This is a genomic window from Bradyrhizobium sp. 17, from assembly GCF_023073515.1.
Classification (GTDB): domain Bacteria; phylum Pseudomonadota; class Alphaproteobacteria; order Rhizobiales; family Xanthobacteraceae; genus Bradyrhizobium; species Bradyrhizobium canariense_D.
The window spans coordinates 97,494-119,737 of record NZ_JADPJQ010000080.1 but is presented as its reverse complement, the minus strand read 5'-3'; the positions used below and the strand labels follow the sequence as shown (position 1 = coordinate 119,737).

Here is a 22,244-nt window from a genome sequence, read left to right as displayed (position 1 = left end):
GCTTCACGAGGGATCTGCTTCCGGCGCAGGGCGGTGCGACAGGGGCGGCATTCTTCTTGCTTGCATCTCGCCGCCGCGGGGATTTAGACATCTGTGGCACCCTCAAAGCGACCACGGAGTGTTCGAGTGAAAGCCGTCCATACCGAGCTGCATCGCAGCCACGATCCGCAATTCTTCCTGGTTCGCGGTGTGGTCAAGCGCACCACCGAGCAGCCCGAACGTGCCGACCGCCTGCTCAAAGGGCTCAAGGACGGCAAGCATCAACTGGTCGAGCCGACCACATTCGGGCAGGGACCGCGTGCGCGCATCCACAGTCCGGAATATCTGTCGTTCCTGAGCGAGGCCTGGGAGGCCTGGACCGCGCTCGGCGATTCCGGCCCGGAGATGATCGGCAATATCCATCCGGTGCGCCATGCCGCGACTTATCCCACCCATATCACCGGCAAGCTCGGCTGGCACACCGCCGACACCGCGGCGCCGATCGGCCCGGGCACCTGGGCTGCGGCCTGCGCTGCGACCGACGTCGCGGTCACCGCGGCACAGATGGTGATGGACGGCGAGGATGCGACCTATGCGCTCTGCCGGCCGCCCGGCCATCACGCCTATCGCGACATGGCCGGCGGCTTCTGCTTCCTCAACAACAGCGGGATCGCGGCGGCGCATCTGCGGCAGAGGCACGAGCGTGTCGTGATCCTCGACGTCGACGTCCATCACGGCAACGGCACGCAAGGAATCTTCTACGCGCGGCCGGATGTCTACACGGTCTCGATCCATGCCGATCCCGTCGCGTATTATCCTTACGTGTGGGGCTATGCGCATGAGCGCGGCGAAGGTCCCGGCCTTGGCACAAATCTCAACATTCCCCTGGCGATCGGCACCGGCGATGACGGCTATATCCAGGCGATGGACGTCGCGCGCAAGGCGATCGAGTCCTTTGCGCCCGGCGCCCTCGTCATCGCGCTCGGCCTCGACGCCTCCGAGCACGATCCGCTCAAGGGTCTCGCCGTCACCACGCCGGGCTTCCGCCGCATCGGACAGGCCATCGCGAAGATGGGCCTGCCGACCGTGTTCGTGCAGGAGGGCGGCTACCTCTCGGACATCCTCGGCGCGAACCTGACCTCGGTGCTGGCCGGATTCGAAGAGGCGCGCTGATTCTCGCTGAGTGGCCCATCATTCTCCGTCATTGCGAGGGTAGCGAAGCAATCCAGAATCTTTCCGCGGAGGGACTCTGGATTGCTTCGCTACGCTCGCAATGACGATGTGGATGGTTAGGTCGACTTCATCCACAACTCAAAACATCCCGCTTGCCGCGAGCGCCTTGCAGACGTGCTGCATCTCGGTCTCGTCCGCGACCATGTCGAGCATGATCGTGGTCAGCCCCTTCGCGGCAAACTCCTTCAGCTTCGCGCCGATCTCCGCGTAGCTGCCGACGAGGTAGGGGCAGTCGGCCTGGAAGGTCAGGAACGGCAGCAGCCAATAGCCATTGTCCGCGAGCTCGCCGCTCTGGCTCTCGTAGAGGCGCCGTTTCCACACGGAATCGCTGTTCTCCACGGTGAGCGCGAGCAGCTCGCGATCGTCGGCATTATCGCGGAAACGCGCCTTTGCCGCTTGCCGCGCCTCGTCGCGTCCCTCGCGGGCGAAAATTCCAAAATTCATGCCCGGCGCATCGAGGCCGCGGTCGAGATCCGGCGGCAACATCTGCATCTTGATGCAGCCGGTCTCCTTTGCGACGCGCTGTGCCGGCTCGGACTGGCCTGCGACCAGAAATTCCGGCATCAGCTCCGGCGGCAGGCGCGGCCGCAGTTGCAGGTTGCTGGCGCGGTAGAACCGGCCCTCGAAAGTCGTCGGACGCGGGCTTGCCAGCAGCTGGCGCATCAGCGCAACGAATTCGCCGAGCCGGACATAGCGATCGGCGTGCGACTGCTCGTCGCCGAGCCCCTGCAGATCGCTGACCGCCGTCCCCGTGATCATGTTGAGATAGACCTTGCGGCCGTGGAGCTGCGCAAAGGACGAGACGAATTTTGCCGCCGTGAACGGGTGCATGTAGACCGGATTGACCGCGATCAGCGGCGAGGATCGGGTCGTCTCGCCGATGATGTGCTGGGCCATCGCCCAGGGCTCGACGAACACGTCGTTGCCTTCGAATAGCAGGATGCCTTCGAAGCCGTTGCGATCGGCGAACTGCGCCACCCGCATCAGCTCGTCGACATATTTCTTGGGGTCGCGGTTGCGCGAAATCGCGGGAAAGACGCGCAGCCGCCGCGGCGTCATTCAGCCGCCTCCTGTAGCGGCCATCCATTGCGGGTGATGGGAAGGCCGCCGGTGGCGCGGGAGCCGTCCGCGATCGCGAGACGATGCGAGGGCGACGGCGAGATCAGCTGGAATCGCCAGCCTTGCGGATCGTCGGGGATATCGGGCTTGAAGCTGATCTCGATGGCCTCGCGCGATACCTGCATCGCGAAGGCGTCGAGCGGCAAATTGAGGCCGAAACCCCTGGCCTTCAGATAGGCTTCTTTCAGCGTCCAGTAGTCGAAGAAGCGCTCGGTCGCGGCGGGCTCCGGCAGCCTGCGCAGCGTTTCGACCTCTTCCGGCGCGAAGAACCGAAGCGCGGTCGACAGCGGCGCCACCCGACGCGACACGGTCTCGACATCGACGCCGACGGTCTCATGCCCCGACACGACGCAGGCGACGCAGCCGTCGGCGTGCGACAGGCTGAAATGCAGCGTGCTCGATGTCCTGGGTGATGCGACAAACGGCCGCCCGTAACGCCCGGCCGCAAATGACCAGTCGGTCGGTGCGACCTCAGGTGCGACGTGCGAGAGCGCAAGGCGCAACATCGAGTGCGCGAAAATATACTGTCGCTGGTGCCGCTCGAACACGAAGCGGTCGGCTCGTACCCGTTCGTCGACCGAGAGCAGGCGCCGGCACGTATCGATCGCACCTGGCGTGTCAAAATTCTCGATCAATCCGACAAACAGTTCAATTCTGTCGTCTGCCATCAATTGGGCCCATGGCGCCAGGCCGGGGCCAAATCCCCTGCCATGACGGAAGAATCAACTGAGCAAGAATCAACTAAGCGGACCGCTTCTAGCGGTCCACTCGGGCGAATCCTTGTCGATTGCTGGCCGGTTTACGGGCGCAAGCTTGTGCGAGACCCCAACTCGACACGCGAGCGGCCAAATGTGAAAAATGAAGCCCGAAAACTGAAGCCTGAAGATTCGTGCGGCGTCCCGGCCGACGAGTCTTACGTCTTCTTCTTCTTGGACTTCTTGGAGCCGCCCAACATCGAAATGCTGGCGTCGACGTCCTTCAGCGCGGACTGCAGCTTCTTCTTCTCGGCGCCGAGCAACTTCTGCAGGGCCTTGCGGTCCTTGTCGCTCAACGAGGTGCCCTTGGTAAATTTGATGAAACCCATAACGAACTCCCCGGTTGAAAATACTCGTCCAAATCAAAACGCGAGAATAATCTTGCGCGATGGCGCCAAATAATCAAGATGCAACTTGGTCATTCACAGCTTTGACGAGTGACCCCGTATTCGTCCGTGATGTACGGTCGGTCATGCCGCCCTGCGATTGAGCAATCGGCCGAGCGGTGTGTTGGGTTGGGCGAGGGCGGCCGCGAGCAGCGCGACGAGATCCTCCATCCACTGGCCGACCGTAGCGCCGTCGAGCAGCTCGCTCTTGTAATTGCACGAACCGGTGATTCCCGTCGGCCGCTCCTTGAGCATCAGCGACAGCCATGTCTGGTCGATCGGCAGCACCGGCTGGCCTTCGCGGGCGATGTTGCCGATCGATCCTGTCGTGAGATCAGGCAGATCGAGCGGCTGGCGCAGCGGATTTTGCAGGGTGAAATAGACCTGGAGCAGCGAGGCTGGATTGACCCCCTCCTGCTCCAAATGATCGGCCAGGATGTTGAAAGGCAGCTCCTGGCGCGCATGCGCGTCAAGCACGCTCTGGCGGACCCGGACTACGGCTTGCGCGAACGACAGCTCCGGCGTGATTTTGGTACGAACAATCACCGTGTTCTCGAACGGACCGACGATCCGGTCGGTGTCCGGCTGGGCGCGATTGGCCATGGCGGTGGCGATAGAGATGTCGTGGCGGCCGGTCCGCGCCAGCAGCACGGCTTTCAAGCCGGCCAGCAGGCACATGAACGCCGTGCAATTGTGCTGGCCGGCGAAAGCCGCGAGCCGGCCGATCAGCTCACGCTTGAGACTGACCGGATGGTGCCCCCTGGACGGGCCCGGCCTTGATTCGCCCTCGAAGAGGGGAGCCGCCCCGCGCAAATTCTCGGTCCAGTCGGCCGCCTGACGGCGGGCGGCATCGGTGCCGCACCACCAGCGCTGCCAGCGCGCCACGTCCGAAAAGGCCGGCGGCGGTTTCGGCAGCGGCACCGACGAATATCCGGCCAGCGCCGCATAGCGGTAGGACAATTCCTCGAACAGCACGCCGATCGACCAGCCATCGACGACGGCGTGGTGCAGCGTCAGCAGCAACACGTGATCGCCATCGTGGAGCCGCAACAGCCGGGCGCGCAGCAGCGGCGCGCGCGTGGTGTCGATCGGGACATAGGTCTCCTGTTCGATCAGGAGATTGATCTTGCGGAGCTCCAGCGCCTTGCGCCGCTTGTTGTTGTGGGGCTGACCGTCGCCGATCGTCCCGACAGTCAGGACACGGCCGAGGGCGCCGGGCGCGGCGATGCGGCTGACGGGCTCCCCGCCGCTCCAGCCGAAATGAGTCCGCAGCGATTCGTGCCGGCGCACGATGTCGTCGATCGCCTGCGCCAGGGCGGCCGGATTCAGCGGCCCCTGGAGGCGGAAAGCGAAAGGCAGGTTGAACAGCGGCAGTCCGCGAAGATTCTGCTCGATCCGCAGCATCTGGTCCTGCGCGATCGAGAGCGTGGGTGGGCTGCCTTCGGCCAGGCTCGCGCCAGCCAGCCTTGCAAAACTTGCAGCCGGCTTGCGCGGCTTTGCCGCCACGACCTCGTCGACCCGCCGGGCAAGCTCGTCGATCGTCGGTGCCTCGAAGATGGTCTTGATCGGCAGCGACGCGCCGAGCGCCCGAGCGACCCGCGCCATGACTTGGCCCGCCAGCAGCGAATGGCCGCCGAGGTCGAAAAAATTGTCGGTGACGCCGAGGCTCTCGACCTTCAGCAGGTCGATCCAGATGTCGGACAGCACCTTTTCGGTGAAGCGCCGCGCCGGCACGGCCGCATCCGGTCCGAACGTTTCCTGCTGCGCCGGCGCCAGCAGCGCGGTCCGATCGATCTTGCCATGGGCATTGAGCGGCACCTGATCCAGGAACAAGAACGCGGACGGGATGGCATGGTCCGGCAGCCGGCTCTTCAGGAAGTCGCGCAGCTCGCTGGCGCTGCTCCGGCTGCCGGATCTTGCGACGATATGGGCAATCAGCCTGACATCGCCGCTCGCTTCGCGACGCGGCTCGACGATGCCGGCGCGCACACTGGGATGGTCGGCAAGCGCGTTCTCGATCTCCTTGAGCTCGATACGGTAGCCGCGGACCTTGACTTGATGGTCGGCGCGACCGAGGCATTCGATCGTGCCGTCGGCACGGCGGCGGGCGAGGTCGCCGGTCCGGTACAGCCGGCTGCTTGCTTTGCGCGAGCACGGATCGGGCAGGAAGCGCTGCCGGTTCTGCGCGGGATCGTTGACATAGCCGCGGCCGACACCGGCGCCGCCGATGCAGAGCTCGCCGGTCACGCCGACCGGCTGCGGCTGCAGGTTTGCGTCGAGCACGTAGAGCTGCATGTTCGGCAGCGGCGCGCCGACCGGGACATGGCCTATGTCGGTCGCCGGCGCCTTGGTCAGGCGATGCAGCGAGACGTCGTCGGAACATTCCGACGCACCATAGGCGTTGATCAGCGGCACTTTCGGACAGCGGGCGAACCAGGCCTTGCACAGATCGACGGGCAGCGGTTCGCCCGTCGAAATCAGAAGGCGCAGCCTCGCAAAGGCGCGTCGGACCTGTGCCTCGTCCATACGATCGAGGATCACTCGCAGCAGCGACGGGACGATCTCGAGCACCGTGATGCCCTCGCGCTCGATCTCGCGCGCGAGCAAAATCGGGTCCTGCACGATCGCGGTACCGCAGACATGGACGCGCGCGCCGACCATGGGCCCCGCGAGGAACTGCCACACCGAGATGACAAAACTCTGTGGCGCGGTCTGCGCGATCACGTCCCGGGACGAGAGGTTCAGCTCGGAGATGAGCGAGGCCAGATGGTTCGAAAGCCCGCGCTGCTCGATCATAACGCCCTTGGGCGCCCCGGAGGACCCGGAGGTGTAGATGAGATAGGCGAGGCTCGAAGCCGCGCGCCGCGCCGCACGGGCCGGCTTGGTCGACGCTGGCGCGATCGCGTCCTCGAGCTCGGCCATTTGGATGCGCTCGACCAGCGGTTCGAGCAGCGCCTCCGCCATGGATGACTGCGCCCGTCCGATCAGCAGCATGCGGGCCCCGCTCGATCCGAGGATGGTTGCGAGCCGTTCCCGCGGCTGGTCGGGATCGAGATTGAGGAAGGCGGCGCCCACGCGTTGCACGGCGATCATCGCGGCGAGCAGGTCGGGCCCGCGATCTGCAAGCAAGGCGACCACGGCCTCGGCGCCGACGCCTTCGAGAGTGAGCCAGCGCGCAGCCGCTTGGCTGCGGCGCGCCAGCTCGCGGTAGCTCAGGGATGTGCGGCCGTCCGACACCGCGATCGCGTTCGGCGTCTTCTTGACCTGGCGATCGAAACCTTCGCTCAAATTGCCGCGCGCGACGAAATTGGCCAGCACGCCCCGGCCCTGCGCCAGCAGCTGCCGGCGTTCGGCCTCGGTCAGGAGTGCCAGGCGGGAGATGCGCTGCTCCGGATCGGCGATGACGGATTTGAGCAGGGTTTTGAACTGAGCGGCCATGCCCTCGATCGTCGCCGCGTCGAACAGATCGGTGGCGTATTCGAAGAAGCCGGTGAAACGGCCGTCGGCCTCGACCAGTTCGAGCGTGATGTCGAATCGCGCCACTTTTGGATCGATCTCGATCCGCCGCGTCGACAGACCGGAGAATCGTGCCGCCTCGATCGAGGCATTCTGGAGGATGAACATGATCCGGAACAGCGGATTGCCGTCCGTCCTTCGTGCGATCTGAAGCGAGCGCAGGACTTCCTCGATCGGGAGATCCTGATTGCGATAGGCATCGAGCGTGACCTGCCGTACCCGGCGCAACATGTCGCCGAAGCTCGGATCGCCGCCAAAATCATTGCGCAGGATCAGGGTGTTGGCGAACAGTCCGATCAGGCGCTCGCTCTCGATCTGATTGCGGTTGGCGATCAGCGATCCGGTCGCGACATCTTCGTGTCCGGTGTGACGGAACAGCAGGCACTGGAACACGGCGAGCAGGGTCATGAAGGGCGTGACGCCCTGGTTCTGGCTCAGCGCGCGCAGGTCGGCCGACAGGGTTTTGGAGAATTCGAGATAGTGACGGGCACCGTGGCCGCTCCAGACCTCCGGCCTTGGGCGGTCGGTTCGCAGCGGCAGCGTGATGACGCCGTCCAGTTGCACCCGCCAGTAATCGAGCTGCTCCTTGGCCGCCGGCGTCTGCGCCCAGCTCTGCTGCCAGAGCGCAAAGTCGCGATACTGGAAGGCGGGCGAAGGCAGTGCCGCCACGTCGTTCTTGCGCGCTGCCGAATAATGGGCGGCGAGTTCTTCCCAGAACAGCCGCTGCGACCAGCCGTCGGTGACGAGGTGGTGGACGTTGACCACCAGCACATGGCTGCTCTTGTCGAACGAGAGCAGCGTGACCTTCAGCGGTGCCTCGTTCGCAAGGTCGAACGGATGTTGCGCGAGCCGGAGTGCTTCGCGCCTGACAACAGCGACCCGCTTGTTCGCGGGGCAGGGCTTGAGCTTGATCCGCTCGAACCGCGGTGGCGATTGCAGCACAAGCTGCACCGGCTCGCCCTCGCGTTCGACGATGACCGACCGCAACGCCTCATGGCGCGCCGATACGGCGGTGAGGCTCGCAGAAAGTGCGGCGACGTCGAGCCCACCCTTGAGGAGCGCGACTTCGACGACGTTATAATTGTAGCGCGTGGGGTCGAGCCGCGAGAGCACGTACATCCGCTGCTGCTGGAACGACAGCGGCGCGTCTGCTTCCCCGGCCTGGCGCCAGGCCGGTAGCATCGTTTCGCGATGGATTGCGGCGGTCTCGATCCGGGCCGCAAGCGCGGCGGCCGTGGCGCAATCAAAAACGTCCTCGAACGAGAAATCGACATTGAAGCGTTCGCGCAGGCGCGAACGCATCTGCGTCACCGCGAGCGAGTCGGCACCGAGCGCAAAGACGTCCTGATCGCCCCCGACCTGCGGCAGCTCCAGCAGATCGGCCCAGATCCCGGCGAGCTCGGTCTCCAGCGCGTTGCGCGGCAGACGGGCCTCCTCCTCGCCGCCGTCCGTTGCAATCAATTCGGCGAGCGCATTGCGCTTGACCTTGCCGCTGGCGCCTTTCGGCAGCGTCGCGACGCTGCGGATCAGGCTCGGCACCTTGTAGGCCGCGAGTCGTTTCCGGGCGAACTGGCGCAACTGGTCCGAAGTCGCCTCGGAATTCGGCCGCAGCACCACGATTGCGGCGACGTTCTCGCCGAGCTTCGGGTGCGGGACGGCAAACACGCCGGCCTCCAGCACCGCCGGATGGCTGAGCAGAACCTCTTCCACCTCCAGAGGCGAGATCTTCTGCCCGCCGCGGTTGATGACGTCCTTGATGCGGCCGACGATGAAGAGATAGCCGTCGGCATCGAGATAGCCGAGATCGCCGGTCCGGAACCAGCCGTCGCGGAAGGCAGCCTGCGTCGCCGCCTCGTCATTATAGTAGCCGCGGCTCATGTTGGGTCCGCGCAGCATGATCTCGCCGTGCTGGCCGCTGGCGAGCGCGCGGCCCGTCTCGTCCATGATTGTGATCTCGGGGCCCGCGGCGCGGCCGACCGATCCGACCTTGCGCAGCTCGAACGGGTTGGCCGCGATCTGCGAGGCCGCCTCCGTCATGCCGTAGGTTTCGAGCACGGGAACGCCGAACGTCGCCTCCAACCCGTCGAGGATCGCAGGCGCAAGCGAGGCCGAGGCGGAGCGGATCACGCGCAGCGACGACGATCGGGCAAGATCCGGGTTGGCTTCCGCCGCCGTCAGCAGCGCGCGATGGATGGTCGGCACTGCCGTGTACCAGGTCGGTTGCAGCTGCCGCATCCAGCCGAAGAAGGAGGCTGCGTCGAAACCCTCGGTACAGACTACGCTGGAGCCCGCGGCCAGCGCCGTCAGCAGGCCGGAAATCAGACCATGGGCGTGAAACAGCGGCAGGACGTTGAGCAGACGATCGTGGGACGCGAGCGAGAGCGCGCGGCCGGCATTGTAGGCGGAGAGGCACACATTGCGATGCGTCAGCGGCACCATCTTCGGTCGCGCCGCCGTGCCCGAGGTCAGCAGGATGAACGCGTCGTCGTCGCCGCGCGAGGCGCCGCTGCTGCTCGCCGGTCCGACCGCCGGCCCGACCAACGCGCAGCCGCCGAGATCGTCTTGCGGCCCCGGCACGAAATCGATCACCGCAATATCGAGCGCCTTGGCGACATCGCGGGCCGCCGAGTTCGTGTCGGCCCGGGTGACGAGCGCCGTCAGCTTCAATTCGCTGAAATAGCGTTGCAGCTCGTCCGCCGTCAGATCGGGATTGACGGGAACGCAAGCGCAGCTCGAGGCTACCGCGATCAGGGCCAGTGCGCTGTCGGCACCGCGCGGCAGCGCAATCGCGATGCGGTCGGTAGAAGCGATGCCAAGCCCGCGCAGCGTGCGGACGAGATCCTGCGTCCGCGCGCCAATCCCGCCGTAGTTGAGGACCGGCCGGCCGGGGGCGAGGAGGGCGGGGGCCACCGGCATCTTGCGGGCATGGAAATCGAGAAGACCGCCGATATCCTCGAATATCTTCGCTTCGGCCGTCGTACTCGCTTCCCGCGGGGCTGGGCGTGTGGCGTCCGACAATTCCGTTCCCTTTTGATCCGATTGGGCTATTCTTCCAAGAAGTTAGGAAACGCGTCCAGTCTGAGGTGAAGTTTTGGCCCCAAAATCTGTGGTTGCGGGGCCCTAAGCCCTTCGACGGAGTGATTGGTCGGGCGGAATCACCATGCTGGAGAATGAGCCGGGCACGGGAGCGGAAGGCGGGCTGAAGCGCTGGCTCGAGGGTATCGGTCTTAGCCACTATACCGATCTCTTCGCGCAGCACCGTCTCGATCTCGACGTCACGGCGGACCTGACCGAATCCGATCTGGTCGAGCTCGGATTGCCGCTCGGCGATCGGAAGCGGCTCCAGCGCGCCATGACCGCGTTGTTCCGGGCCGAAACCGCGGAGAAGCCCGACGCGACGGCGCGCCCGCAAATCCGGACGGAGGTCGGCGCCGAGCGGCGTCAGCTCACCACCATGTTCTGCGACATGGTGGATTCCACCTCGCTCTCGGTGCAGTTCGATCCGGAAGACGTGCGCGACATGATCGCGAGCTTCCGCGAAACCTGTGTCCGCGTCGTGAAGCATTACGAAGGTTTTGCTGCCCGCTTCGTCGGAGACGGTATTTTGGTCTATTTCGGCTATCCGACCGCACATGAGGACGACGCCGAGCGCGCCGTGCGTGCGGGGCTGGAAATCGTCCGGGTGCTGTCGACCGCTCGCGCGATCGAGCCGCGTGGCGCGCTCAGCCACTCACCCGCCGTCCGCATCGGCATCGCAACCGGTCTCGTCGTGGTTGGCGACCTCGTCGGACAGGGCACCGAAGAGCGCGACTCCGCGGTCGGAGAAACCGTCAATCTCGCCGCGCGCCTGCAGGGCCTGGCGCCGCCCAACGGTGTGGTGATTTCCACGTCGACCCAGTCGCTGCTGAAGGGGAAGTTCGACTACCGCGATCTCGGCGTCCACGTGCTCAAGGGAATCTCGGAGAAAGCCCAGGCCTGGCACGTGATGCGCGCCTCGCGGGTGGAGACCCGCTTCGCCGCCGCCATGGGCACGCGGCTGACCCCGCTCGTCAACCGGGAGGAGGAGATTGCGCTGCTGATGGGGCGCTGGCAGCAGGCCAAGGAGGGCGAGGGCCAGGTCGTGGTCAAGTTCGGCGAGCCCGGCATCGGCAAGTCGCGCATCATCCAGGAGATCTTCGACCGGATCGCGGGCGATCGCCATGGACAGGTCTCGTTCCAGTGCTCGCCCTATTACACCTCCACGGCGTTCTATCCGTTCGCCGAGCAGCTCAAATTCTCTCTCGGTCTCGATCGCGAGGATGCGTCCGTTCAGTCGCTGGCGAGCCTGGAGACCGCGATCGCCGCCGCTCATGGCGACATCGAGCAGGTTGCGCCGCTGTTTGCCGTGCTGTTGTCCATTCCGACCGGCGACCGCTATCCGCCGCTCGAGCTGTCGCCGCAGCAGCAAAAGGATGCGACCGTCGCGGCGCTGGTCAATCATTTCCTCGGCCTTGCGCGCGAGCAGCCGCTGGTGATCGCATTCGAGGATCTGCACTGGATCGACCCGACGTCCCGTGAGGTGATCGATCTCCTGGTCGACCGGGCACAGAACCGGGCAATCCTGGTCATCATCACCGCGCGCACCGAATTCCAGCCGAGCTGGAACGCCCATTCGCATATCACGACCCTGGTGCTGAACCGGTTGAGCCGGCAGTTGCGCGCGACGCTGGTCGAGCGCGTGGCGGGACGCGAGCTTCCCAAGGAGGTCATCGAGGAGATCATCGTCAAGACCGACGGCGTGCCGCTGTTCCTGGAGGAGCTGACCAAGACGGTTCTCGAATCCAACCTCCTGACCGAACGGCACGGGCGCTACGTGCTGTCGGGTCCGTGGCGGCAGCTTGCGATCCCGGCGACGCTGACGGACTCGCTGATGGCGCGGCTGGACCGGATGGGGCCGTTCAAGCGGATCGCGCAAATCGGTGCCACCATCGGCCGCGAATTCTCCTACGAGACTCTGCACGCGGTCGCCAACACACCCGCCGAACAGATCGAGGCCGCGCTCAATCATTTGGAGGAGGCCGGACTGATCATGCGCCGCGGCCATCCGCCCGACGCGCTCTACTCCTTCAAGCACGTGATGATTCAGAACGCCGCGCATGCGAGCTTGCTGCACAGCGAGCGGCGCAAGCTGCATTCCCGGATCGCCCAGGTGCTGGCCGAGATGTATCCCGAGAAGACCGAGCGCGAACCGGAACTGCTCGCCCATCATATGACCGAATCCGGCCAGAGCGAGAGCGCCGCCAGCTTCTGGCTTAAGGCCGGTAAGCAGGCGGCCAAGAGTGGCGCCAATCTAGAGGCGATCGGGCATCTGGGCCGCGGCCTCGGCGTCGTGCAGGCCAATGCGCGCATGCAGGGCGCCGATGAGATGGAGCTCGAATTGCGCATCGCGCTCGGCAACGCGCTGATCGCCGCCAAGGGCTATGCCGTGCAGGAGGTCGAGGAGAACTACGTCCGCGCCCTCGAACTCGGCCAGCAGCTCGACGACGACGAAAAGGCCTTCGCCGCCACGCGCGGGCTCTGGGTCTGTCATTTCATCCGCGCCGATCTGACCCGCGCGCACGATCTCAGCGTCGAGCTGTTGAAGTTCGCCAAGCGCGAGCGGCTGAACGAGGGGACGCAACCGGCGCAGCAGACCGGCTATCTGATCGAGGCGCATCGCTCGATCGCGATGACTATGCTCTATCGCGGGCGCTTTGCCGCGTCCCAGCATCATCTGCACCGCTGCATCAACCTCTACAGCCCCGACCTGCACTCCGATCTGATGGAGCGGCACGGCACCGATCCCGGTGTCGTCTCGCTGTCCTATCTCGGCTACCTCCTGTGGTTCCTCGGCCGGCCCGACGCGGCGCGCCAGCACAGCGAACAGGCGATCGCGAACGCCGAGAATATCCGCCACCCATTCACGCTCGCCTTCGCGCTCGTGTTCGGCGCCTATCTCTGCCAGCATTTGCGCGATGTTGAGGGCACGCGCGACCATGCCAACCGCGCCATGATCATCGCCACGGAGCACAATTTCCTGCACTGGAAGCAGCAGGCGGCGATCCTGCGCGGCTGGGCGCTGGCGCAGCTCGGCGAGGCCGACGAAGGCCTCAGCCAGATGCGGTTCGGCCTCGACGAATACGAAGCGATGGATTCCTGGCTCGCCGGCTGCTGGTTCCGCTGCCTGCTCGCGGAGGCCTACGCCAAGGTCGGAATGCGCGATGCCGCCTTGCGCGCGCTGGACGGTGCGCTCGCGACCGCAAGACGGACCGGCGACCACTCCTACCTCGCCGAAGTCTACCGCCTGCAAGGCGAGATCACCCTGTCGGATGAGAATCCGGCCTCGGTGCAGGAGGCCGAGGACCTGTTCAACCTGTCGCTGGAGATCGCGCGTAAGCAGGGCGCTCTGTCCTGGGAGCTTCGCACCGCCGTCAGCCTCGCGCGCCTGTCGCACCAAGCCGGCAAGCGCGAGCACGCTCGTCTCCTGCTCGTACCGATTGTGGCCAAGTTCAGCGAGGGCTTTTCCACGCCGGACCTGAAACAGGCGATGCAACTGATCGACGAGCTCGGCGTGGACGCGCTTGTTCGTAAACAGGCCGATTCCGTGAGATGAGCGATCTTGCCGCCGCGCGTGCGCGTTACGTGGAGCTGATCTCAAAACGCGAGCGGATCTCTTCAACGCGCCTGCTCGAAGCCCTCGGCACTGTTCCGCGCGAAAAGTTTCTGGCGAAGGGGCCGTGGCGCATCAAGACCGAGGCGGCGCGCAACTATCGGCTGACGCCGGATGCTGATCCCGTTCATCTCCAGGACAATGTGCTGGTCGCGATCGATGCGCGCCGCAAGCTTGATACCGGACTTCCGAGCCTGTGGGCGCATTTCATCGATTTGCTCGACGTCGGGGAAAAAGACCGTGTGGTCCAGATCGGCTGCGGGCTCGGCTATTTCTCAGCCGTGCTGTCGAAGATCGTGGGGCCCAAGGGCAGGGTGCAGGCAATCGAATGCGACGAGCGGCTTGCGGCGCGCGCCGCAACCTATCTTGGCGCCTATCGCAACGTCGCGGTCGTCCATGGCGACGGATGCGAGGACATCGGCGAACCCGCCGACGTGATCATCGTTCATGCCGGCTTCTCGCAGCCGCATCCGCTCTGGCTTCGGTCGCTTCGTCCGCGCGGCCGGCTTCTGGTGCCGCTGACCCAGCGGGACCGCGAAGGCGCCGCCCTCAAGATCACCCGCAAGGGCAGGGGGTTCGAAGCCGAGGCGGTGCAGCAGATCCGGATATTTCCCGGCCAAGGCCGCGGTCTGACCGCGCTCGACGACCGCGTCGCCGACTGGTGGCAGCGCGCCTCCGCGCTGGCGCCGCTGCGCTTTCGCGGCATCGCGCAGGGGTTGCCGTCGGATGGCTAATGCTTCGTTTCATTTTACCTTGATTGCGAATGTAAGTATCCAACGCGTCTCGGCGCCGCTATGACTGCGGCCTGATCGCCATACGAGCGCGCGCCATGCATTCCGTTGCCCTGCTGACCGCCAGCTACGCCAAGGATATCGAGCGCTTTTCGCTGCTCAGCGAGAGCATCGACACCTGGTTGACGGGCTACACACGGCATTATGTTCTCGTTAACGATGAGGATCTGCCGCTGTTCGCGCGGTTCGCTTCCGACAAACGCGTCATCGTTCCGGCCTCGCGCTATTTGCCGAAATGGCTGTGGGCGTTGCCGCCGGCTCTGCAGTTCATCAGCAAACGGCGCGTCTGGCTGTCGCTGCTGTCGTCACCTGTTCATGGCTGGCACATTCAGCAGATCCTCAAGATCGCCGGCGTCCTCAACGCGCCAGAGCAGCGCGTTTGCATCCTGGATTCGGACAATCTGTTCTTCCGCGAATTCGACGTCGGTGAGTATGCCGGCGCCGAGAAGACCCCGCTGTTCGTCACGCGCAACGGGATCGACGCCGCCCACCCCTTGCATGTCCTGTGGCTCCGCACCGTCGATCAGCTCCTTGGCATCAAGGACCGGTCCTTCCCCGCGGACGACTATGTCGGCAACGCGCTGGTCTGGGACAAGGACACCGCGCGCGCGATGACCGATTCGATCAAGTCGGCAACGGGATTGAACTGGGTTCTGGCACTGTGCCGGAAGAAGAAGTTCTCGGAATATCTCATGTACGGCCATTTCGTCGCGAACGCGCCCGCGCATCTGGCCACTCATCGGGTCACCGAGGACAGCATCGCGGTCTCGCATTGGGACGACACCCGCCTCGACCGTCCCGCCATCGAAGCGATGATGCGCGCCGCTTCGCCCGACCAGGTCGCGCTGTGCATCCAGTCCTATTCGTCGACCTCGATCGACGACATCCGCGACGTGTTCCGCCTCAGCTCGCGCGACCGTCGCGGTCCGAGTCTTTCGCCCGAGCACATGGGCGACGAGGCTCAGTTCGAAGTGCCGAAAGCTCGCTAGACCTTACACGTCTCTCGTGAACTTGCTGATCACGTTCATGAACGGCTTCGGCTTGAACTCGCCGTCGAGCGGCAAAGGACGGTTCGGCTGCTTGTCGGCGCGGGCAAAGGTGCCGTTGATCCAGCTGTAGCGGTCCGAGAGGCCCCAGGTCAGGATCGAGCGCACCGGTCCGCTGGTCGAGATCGCGGTCAAGAGATCATCGACGCGCTTGGCGACGATGGCATCGCGCTCCGCCGGCGTCCCCGTCAGCTTCTGGTCGTCGACATCGAGCTCGGTGACGAGCACCTCGAGGCCCCAGGCGCGCAGCTCGGTGACGAATTCGGCAAGCCCATGGGTGTCGATCTCGAGCTCGGCATGCAGATGCGCTTGCAGTCCCACGGCGTGCAACGGCACGCCCTGGTCGAGCAGCTCCATGATGAGATGGCGGTAGGCAGCGCGCTTCGCGACGAACGTGTCCTTGGCCGACTCGATGTCGTATTCGTTGATCGCGAGCTTGACGAAGGGATCGGCCGCGGCCGCCGTGCGGAACGCCAGCGGAATCCAGCGGTTGCCCAGATGCTGCGTCCAGAACGACTCGCGTCGGTCTTTCGGGCTGTGCGGATTGTCCGGGATCGGCTCGTTGACGACGTCCCACGACGTCAGCTTGTCCTTGTAATAGGAGACGACGGTGCCGATGTGGTCGACATAGGCGCGCTCGACGCCCTTGGTATCCTTGATCTGCTTGGTCCAGTCCGGAATGTCGTGATACCAGGCGAGCGCGTGGCCGCGCATCGTCAGGTCGTTCTGCCGGGCGAAATCCAGGATCGCGTCGGCGCGTTCGAAGGCAAAGGTGTGCGCGTCCGGACGCAGCATCGGCCATTTCAGCTCGAGCACCGGCACGACTTGTGTGCAGTAGGTGCTGATGGCTTCGCCGAGCCTGGGATCCGCTTGCAGATCCCAGAGCGTGGCCGCGGCACCAAATCCCTGATAGCGCTGGGCGAGTTTCGACGCCGGCGCTGCGGACGCCGATGCGGCTGCCGCGAGTGCTGCGGCGCTGCCGAGGAGAAATTCGCGTCTGTCGAGCCTGGTCACGGCATTCCTTATCGGAGCCAACGCGCCACCGTACCAAGCGACGCCTTGCAACGCCGGGGATTTCCCTCGTTGGGTTAACTTTGCCAGTGCGAAATCACGGTTCCTTTCGGTGGCCGTGGCGCCGTCAGGGAAGGGCAAATTTAACGCTAACCCGCGAAAGCGGCTTCAAAACCGGATTCGCCGCCCGATCTCCAGACTTATGTGACACTCTTGAGAGATGTTGCGGCGCAATTCGTTCGCCCGCCATGGTCCAATTGATGAACGGCCGTCACACTCGCAACAATGTTGTCGGTCCCGTGCTCGCATGCTGAACCGCCATTTCTCGATTTATCTCGTCGCCTACATCCTGCCTGCGGCGGTGGGTTTCTTCGCCGTCACGGCCTACACGCGACTGCTGACGCCGGCGGAGTACGGCGTTTATGTCGTCGGCATCAGCCTGGCCGGCATTCTAGGCGCGATCTTCTTCGCCTGGATCAAGCTGTCGGTGTCGCGCTATCAGGCGATGTCGGCCGAGGTGGATTTCCGCGGCACTGCAATGGTCGCCTTCGCGCTCACCGTTGCCGTCCTCTGCGCCACCACGCCGCTGGTTTTCCTGTTCCGCAATGATCTCAGCGTTGGGCTGCTACTTGCCAGCATGTTCGTCGCGATCATGGCGAATGCCGTCGATGTCGGCCAGGAGTTCGAGCGCGCAAAACTGCGCCCTTACAGGTTCGCGGCGATCTCGATCGTGCGCAGCGTGTCGAGCGTCGGTTTCGGCCTGCTCGGCATCTGGCTCGGCTGGGGTGGACTGGGACTGCTCGCCGCATTCGGCCTGGGTTCGCTCGCCGGGATCATCCTGAACCTTCTCGGTGACCGCACCAGGATCGCGCGCTTTCAGCGCAGCCAGTTCGTGCAGCTCGCGCGCTACGGCCTGCCGCTGACGCTGGCCGGATTGTCGGTTGCGGTCTACTCGGCCTGCGACCGCCTCATCGTGGCTTATTTGCTCGGCAAGGACGCCGCCGGAATCTTTGGCGTCGCCGCCGATCTGCCGCGACAGTTCATGGTCATGATCGCCTCCAGCGTCGCCGCGGCGACCGTGCCGTTGGTGTTCCGGTCATTGTCGGACAAGAACATCGAGACGACGCGGGAGCGGCTGACCGAGAGCCTCGAACTTCTGCTCGTCGTAGTTGCGCCCGTCGCGGTCTGGCTCGCGCTCGCAGCCGACCAGGTCGCCGGCACGCTCGTCGGCGTCGACTTCCGCGCCGGCGTGTCGGTATTGCTGCCGACCCTGGTGCTCGCGCGCTTGTTCGGCATCGCCAATCAGTTCTATGTGCAGATCAGCTTCCAGCTTGCCGAGCGACCGTTCATGCTGGCGGCGCAGTCGTTCCTGACGCTGGTCGTCAGCGTGGCGTTGATGTTCGTGCTGGTGGCCGGCCATGGTCTCTACGGCGCGGCGCTGGCGACCCTTGCAACCGAAGCGATCGGTTTCCTCGTTGCCGTCGTGCTGATGCATCGCGCCCATCCGGTCCCGTTCGACCTCCACCGCCTCGCCGGCGTTGCGGTCTCCGCCGCGGCGATGGCGGCTGCGATCCTCGTGGCACGATCCCAGGTCAATGGCATCGGCCTCGTCCCGCTCATGCTCGTGAGCCTCGCCGGCGGGCTCGCTTATGCCGCTGCCGCGTGGTTGCTGAACATCGCAAACGTCCGGACGCTGTCGCTGCGTTTCCTGCGAACCTTCAACCGCAAGGCGCTGGGCGTTTAAGCCGCGATGCCTGACGAGGCTCGGCCTCAGCGTCTGAAGCTCTGAAAGCGCCGCCTGGCCTGGCGATGGCTCGGTTCCGACCGGAAGCGCACAGCCGCCCGGGTCTAGGGCGGAGGGCGATTTTGTTGCGTCCGTGGCCATAACTGTGCTTCTTGGGCGGCATGTCGGGAGCAGAGCAGATATGACCCAAGGAACGCCGGAAATCCGCGCATCGGCGCAGTTGCTTGCCCGCTATCGCGAGCCTGACAATACGCGGGGTGTCCTCGAACTGGCGATCACGGCGATCCCGTTCGTCGTCATCTGGGCTCTGATCTGGGTCGCTCTTGACCAGGGCTATTGGTTTGCCCTCCTGCTCGAGGTGCCCGCGGCGGGTTTGCTGGTCCGCCTCTTCATGATCCAACACGATTGCGGACACGGCTCGTTCTTCCGCGGCCGCGTTGCCAACGATTGGGTCGGCCGTGCCATCGGCGTGATGACACTGACGCCATACGGCTACTGGCGGCATAACCATGCGGGCCATCACGCGAATTCCGGCAATCTCGACCACAGGGGCTTGGGCGACATCGATACGTTGACCACGCGCGAATTTCTCGGGCGGTCGCGATGGCGCCGGACGCTGTATCGCTTGTATCGACATCCCCTCGTGATGTTTGGCGCCGGTCCCTCGTATTTGTTCATCTTGAAGCACCGATTGCCGGTCGGGATGATGCGTCGCGGCTGGAAACCCTGGCTGAGCACGATGGGCACGAACATCGCCCTCGCGGTTCTCGCCGTCACGATGATCTGGCTGGTCGGCTATGGGCCGTTGCTGCTTGTGCATCTGCCGATCGTTGTCCTGGCGGCGTCGATCGGTGTGTGGCTGTTCTACGTCCAGCACCAGTTCGAGCACACGCATTGGGCCCACGACGAGACCTGGAACTTTCACGACGCCGCGCTGCACGGCAGCTCTCACTACCAATTGCCGGGTGTCTTGCGATGGTTCACGGCAAATATCGGCGTCCACCACATCCATCATTTGTCCAGTCGAATTCCCTGCTATCGCTTGCAGGACGTATTGCGCGACCATCCGCAGTTCGCTGGTGTCGGGCGGATCACGCTGCTCCAGAGTTTGCGGACCGTGCGGCTGACCTTGTGGGACGAGGAACGGCAGCGGCTCGTCTCCTTTGGAGAGGCAGCCTTGTTTGGCAAGGCAGCCTTGTTTGAAAAGGCAGCCTTGACTCCAGTGGCTTAGCTTTACGCCGCCCCGCGCGGCCGCCGACCGGCGTGAATTCGCGCGATCGGAACGCGATGGGCGTCTAGCGGCCGTTCAACGTGGCTTCGCCGTCCGACGCCGGGCGCTGGCAGCCGTGTCACCGATCCCCGGTCATTCTGTCGCAGCGATAGACCGCCAGCTTCGGCCGCGCGGCGCCCTTCCGCCTGCGTTAACCGTCGTATATGAGATTTATCGCCGGAACGTGCCGAATGTCGCCACAGACGGAACGTAAGGCGGCGGCGATTTCTTAATTCAAAGATCGCAATCTGATCAATGACCGGCGGACTGGCATTTCGACCGAGGATGGCATGAGAAACCTGATGACAACGGCGCAATCCACCGTGGCGATGCGGCGTTGGGGGCCCCCCGGAATTGTGACCCTGGCGGCAATGCTCGCCTTTGCGGCCGTGGCTCCGGCCAATGCGGCCAAGCAGGCGCGTCAGCCGGCCGAGGCGGTGGCACCGCGCGAGGCTGGCGAACCGATCATGGCGATCGTGTCGATCAAGAGCCAGCAGGTCACCTTCTACGACGCCGAGGGCTGGATTTTTCGCGCGCCGGTGTCCACCGGCACGACGGGACGCGAGACGCCGGCCGGCGTCTTCGCCATCATCGAGAAGGACAAGGACCACCACTCGACCATGTATGACGACGCCTGGATGCCGAACATGCAGCGCATCACCTGGAACGGCATCGCGCTGCATGGCGGGCCGCTGCCCGGCTACGCCGCTTCGCATGGCTGCGTGCGGATGCCGTTCGGCTTTGCGGAGGGCCTGTTCGACAAGACCAACATCGGGATGCGGGTGATCATCTCGCCGAACGACGCGGCTCCGATCGACATCGTTCATCCCGCACTGTTCATGCCGAAGCGGGACGCCATTGCGGCGGCGCCGGGCCAAATTGGCAGGCTCTCCGGCGAGGCCGAGGAGGCCACAAGGGCGGCCGACGAGGCCAAGAAGGCCGCGACGGCGGCCGCGAAAGAGGCGGCATCGCTGCCGGCCTCGTTGCGCAAGCTGGAACAGCAGAAGACCCGCGCCGACGCCGAGCTCGCCTTCGCCGACAGGCAGCTCGCGGCCGCCAAGACCGATCAGGCCCGCGCCAAGGCCGAGGAGCTGAAGCAGAAGGCCGCCACCAAGGCCGCCGACGCGGCGACGCAGCTCGATGCCGCCAAGAGCGCCGCACAACCGAAGCGCGACGCGGTGGCTGCCACGAAAGAGGCCGCCAAGGCGGCAGCGGCCAGGAAGGCCGATGCCGTGAAGGCCGCGACCGACGCAAAGCTCGCACTCGAGCCGGTCTCGGTCTACATCAGCCGCGCGACGCAGAAGCTCTACGTGCGGCGGAACACGCACAAGCCGGCACCGGACGGCGGCGGCGAGGTGTTCGACACCAGCATCGAGGTTCCCGTCGCGATCCGCAATCCGGATCAGCCGCTCGGCACGCATATCTTCACCGCGATGGCGAAGACCGACACAGGCCTGCGCTGGAGCGTGGTCACGATCGAAGACAGCGACAACGCCAGGAACGCACTCGACCGCATCACCATCCCACAGGAGGTGCTCGATCGCATCGCGCCGACCGCGTTGCCGCGCTCCTCGATCATCATCTCGGACGAGCCGCTGAGCAGCGAGACCAACTACCGCACCGAGTTCGTCGCAGTGCTGAGCAACCAGCCCCAGGGCGGTTTCATCACGCGCAAGCCGACCGCGCCTCCGATGGCCATGGCGAGCGATGACGGCTGGGACAATGGCGGCAACGGTTTCGGCTTCTTCTTCCAGCGCGATCCGAATCCGCAGCCCGTCAATCCGCGCCGGCGCGGCCAGTATCAATATTATCAGCCGGCACAGCCGATGCAGCGGGGCTTCTGGTAGGAGCGGGCGGATCGAAGCTCGCCACTATCGCCGCGCCTCGATGACGATAGCCTGGATCTTGCCTTCGATCGGTCCGGACCCATGGCGCGTTCGGATCGCCTCGGCAACGATGTCGGTCGCAGCCTGAAGCTTGCTGGCATCGCGTGCCTCGATCTCGCTGCGCAGCGGCGTGCCCTGGCAGAGCGCGATCGCGACGTGCTCGGGCGACGGGGCCCGGCTTATTTCAGCTCGCGTTTCGATCGATATGTCACGGAAGCCTGCGCGTTCGAGGTCGGTTCTGATGACGGCCTTGTCGTGATAGCCGTGCGGCGTCCGGGCCATGAAACGAGGCGGGTCGTCGGGAAACAGCTTTTCGAGCGCGACGGTCGCTTCATGCGTCAGCACATTGTCCTCGATGCGATCCCAGACGTTGAACACGAACGTGCCATTGCCGTTGAGGACGCGCTTCACTTCCCCGTAGGCCTTCACGCGGTCCGGAAAGAACATGGCGCCGAACTGGCAGCAGACCACGTCGAAGGCTGCATCGTCGAAGGGCAGGGCCGATGCGTCGGCCTGGCGCCACGAGATGCGATCGTCGTCTGCCTGACGCTGCGCCGCGACAGCCAGCATCGGCTCGTTGAGGTCGGTCGCGACATAACGAACGCCGCGCGGCAGCGCCGCCGCCACCGCGCGCGTCACGGCGCCGGTGCCTGCCGCGATCTCGAGCAGCACGGAGGGAGACCGGGCCGCGACACGTCTTGCCATGTCGTCGGCGTAAACGGCGAAGATCATCGGCACCAGATATTCGTCGTAAAGCTTCGGGATCGAGCCGGCGAAAACCTTGTCAGTGTTGGACATGCTTGCCTCGCTGAAGTTCGGA

General features: G+C 65.0%; 13 protein-coding genes. 7 read left to right on the top strand and 6 right to left on the bottom strand.

Annotation, left to right across the window (positions count from 1 at the left end; translation table 11 throughout):
- The first annotated feature begins 126 nt into the window (after positions 1-126).
- The gene (locus IVB13_RS16485) at positions 127-1,152 is read left to right on the top strand and encodes a histone deacetylase family protein (RefSeq protein WP_018455686.1); all 1,026 of its coding nucleotides are present in this window, start codon (positions 127-129) and stop codon (positions 1,150-1,152) included.
- A 138-nt stretch (positions 1,153-1,290) separates the two neighbouring features.
- Here IVB13_RS16485 and IVB13_RS16480 read toward each other — a convergent pair whose 3' ends face one another.
- The 4 genes from IVB13_RS16480 to IVB13_RS16465 all read right to left on the bottom strand — a co-directional run bounded on the left by IVB13_RS16480 (position 1,291) and on the right by IVB13_RS16465 (position 10,006).
- On the bottom strand, positions 1,291-2,271 hold the full coding sequence (locus IVB13_RS16480) for an LLM class flavin-dependent oxidoreductase (protein WP_018455685.1): 981 nt from the start codon (positions 2,269-2,271) through the stop codon (positions 1,291-1,293).
- Positions 2,268-2,999, bottom strand: coding sequence for a 4'-phosphopantetheinyl transferase superfamily protein (locus IVB13_RS16475; RefSeq protein ID WP_247489666.1), 732 nt, complete (start codon positions 2,997-2,999; stop codon positions 2,268-2,270). Before IVB13_RS16475 ends, IVB13_RS16480 begins: the two co-directional genes overlap by 4 nt.
- A gap of 245 nt (positions 3,000-3,244) precedes the next feature.
- Positions 3,245-3,415, bottom strand: a complete 171-nt coding sequence (locus IVB13_RS16470) for a hypothetical protein (protein ID WP_162847227.1) — start codon at positions 3,413-3,415, stop codon at positions 3,245-3,247.
- A gap of 141 nt (positions 3,416-3,556) precedes the next feature.
- Complete coding sequence (locus IVB13_RS16465) at positions 3,557-10,006, bottom strand: non-ribosomal peptide synthetase (protein ID WP_247489664.1); 6,450 nt, start codon at positions 10,004-10,006, stop codon at positions 3,557-3,559.
- A 142-nt stretch (positions 10,007-10,148) separates the two neighbouring features.
- Between IVB13_RS16465 and IVB13_RS16460 the strand changes: the two genes are divergently transcribed.
- The 3 genes from IVB13_RS16460 (at position 10,149) to IVB13_RS16450 (ending at position 15,456) form a co-directional block, all read left to right on the top strand.
- Entirely contained in the window at positions 10,149-13,619 is a 3,471-nt protein-coding gene (locus tag IVB13_RS16460) for an AAA family ATPase (RefSeq protein ID WP_247489662.1), read from the top strand.
- Complete coding sequence (locus IVB13_RS16455) at positions 13,616-14,410, top strand: rRNA adenine N-6-methyltransferase family protein (RefSeq protein WP_018455681.1); 795 nt, start codon at positions 13,616-13,618, stop codon at positions 14,408-14,410. Before IVB13_RS16460 ends, IVB13_RS16455 begins: the two co-directional genes overlap by 4 nt.
- Positions 14,411-14,505: 95 nt before the next feature.
- Positions 14,506-15,456: a DUF6492 family protein gene (locus tag IVB13_RS16450; protein ID WP_018455680.1), complete on the top strand. Its 951-nt coding sequence runs from the start codon at positions 14,506-14,508 to the stop codon at positions 15,454-15,456.
- A 3-nt stretch (positions 15,457-15,459) separates the two neighbouring features.
- On the opposite strand, the gene IVB13_RS16445 is transcribed toward IVB13_RS16450, so the two are convergent.
- The gene (locus tag IVB13_RS16445) at positions 15,460-16,527 is read right to left on the bottom strand and encodes an endo-1,4-beta-xylanase (protein ID WP_018455679.1); all 1,068 of its coding nucleotides are present in this window, start codon (positions 16,525-16,527) and stop codon (positions 15,460-15,462) included.
- A 304-nt stretch (positions 16,528-16,831) separates the two neighbouring features.
- Here IVB13_RS16445 and IVB13_RS16440 point away from each other — a divergent pair, with 304 nt between their 5' ends.
- The 3 genes from IVB13_RS16440 to IVB13_RS16430 all read left to right on the top strand — a co-directional run bounded on the left by IVB13_RS16440 (position 16,832) and on the right by IVB13_RS16430 (position 21,385).
- Positions 16,832-18,268 (top strand): oligosaccharide flippase family protein, encoded by a 1,437-nt coding sequence (locus IVB13_RS16440; protein WP_018455678.1) that lies wholly within the window; start codon positions 16,832-16,834, stop codon positions 18,266-18,268.
- A gap of 181 nt (positions 18,269-18,449) precedes the next feature.
- The gene (locus IVB13_RS16435) at positions 18,450-19,499 is read left to right on the top strand and encodes a fatty acid desaturase (protein ID WP_018455677.1); all 1,050 of its coding nucleotides are present in this window, start codon (positions 18,450-18,452) and stop codon (positions 19,497-19,499) included.
- A gap of 329 nt (positions 19,500-19,828) precedes the next feature.
- Positions 19,829-21,385, top strand: a complete 1,557-nt coding sequence (locus IVB13_RS16430) for a L,D-transpeptidase (RefSeq protein ID WP_026233000.1) — start codon at positions 19,829-19,831, stop codon at positions 21,383-21,385.
- Positions 21,386-21,409: 24 nt separating this feature from the next.
- Here IVB13_RS16430 and IVB13_RS16425 read toward each other — a convergent pair whose 3' ends face one another.
- Positions 21,410-22,222, bottom strand: a complete 813-nt coding sequence (locus IVB13_RS16425) for a class I SAM-dependent methyltransferase (RefSeq protein ID WP_247489661.1) — start codon at positions 22,220-22,222, stop codon at positions 21,410-21,412.
- Between the last annotated feature and the right edge of the window lie 22 nt (positions 22,223-22,244).

What these genes read in the sequence shown, in the direction of transcription:
- IVB13_RS16480 (WP_018455685.1), bottom strand. Translation starts at nt 2,271, where the DNA reads ATGACGCCGCGGCGGCTGCGCGTCTTTCCCGCGATTTCGCGCAACCGC.
- IVB13_RS16475 (WP_247489666.1), bottom strand. Translation starts at nt 2,999, where the DNA reads ATGGCAGACGACAGAATTGAACTGTTTGTCGGATTGATCGAGAATTTT.
- IVB13_RS16470 (WP_162847227.1), bottom strand. Translation starts at nt 3,415, where the DNA reads ATGGGTTTCATCAAATTTACCAAGGGCACCTCGTTGAGCGACAAGGAC.
- IVB13_RS16460 (WP_247489662.1), top strand. Translation starts at nt 10,149, where the DNA reads ATGCTGGAGAATGAGCCGGGCACGGGAGCGGAAGGCGGGCTGAAGCGC.
- IVB13_RS16455 (WP_018455681.1), top strand. Translation starts at nt 13,616, where the DNA reads ATGAGCGATCTTGCCGCCGCGCGTGCGCGTTACGTGGAGCTGATCTCA.
- IVB13_RS16450 (WP_018455680.1), top strand. Translation starts at nt 14,506, where the DNA reads ATGCATTCCGTTGCCCTGCTGACCGCCAGCTACGCCAAGGATATCGAG.
- IVB13_RS16440 (WP_018455678.1), top strand. Translation starts at nt 16,832, where the DNA reads ATGCTGAACCGCCATTTCTCGATTTATCTCGTCGCCTACATCCTGCCT.
- IVB13_RS16435 (WP_018455677.1), top strand. Translation starts at nt 18,450, where the DNA reads ATGACCCAAGGAACGCCGGAAATCCGCGCATCGGCGCAGTTGCTTGCC.
- IVB13_RS16430 (WP_026233000.1), top strand. Translation starts at nt 19,829, where the DNA reads ATGAGAAACCTGATGACAACGGCGCAATCCACCGTGGCGATGCGGCGT.
- IVB13_RS16425 (WP_247489661.1), bottom strand. Translation starts at nt 22,222, where the DNA reads ATGTCCAACACTGACAAGGTTTTCGCCGGCTCGATCCCGAAGCTTTAC.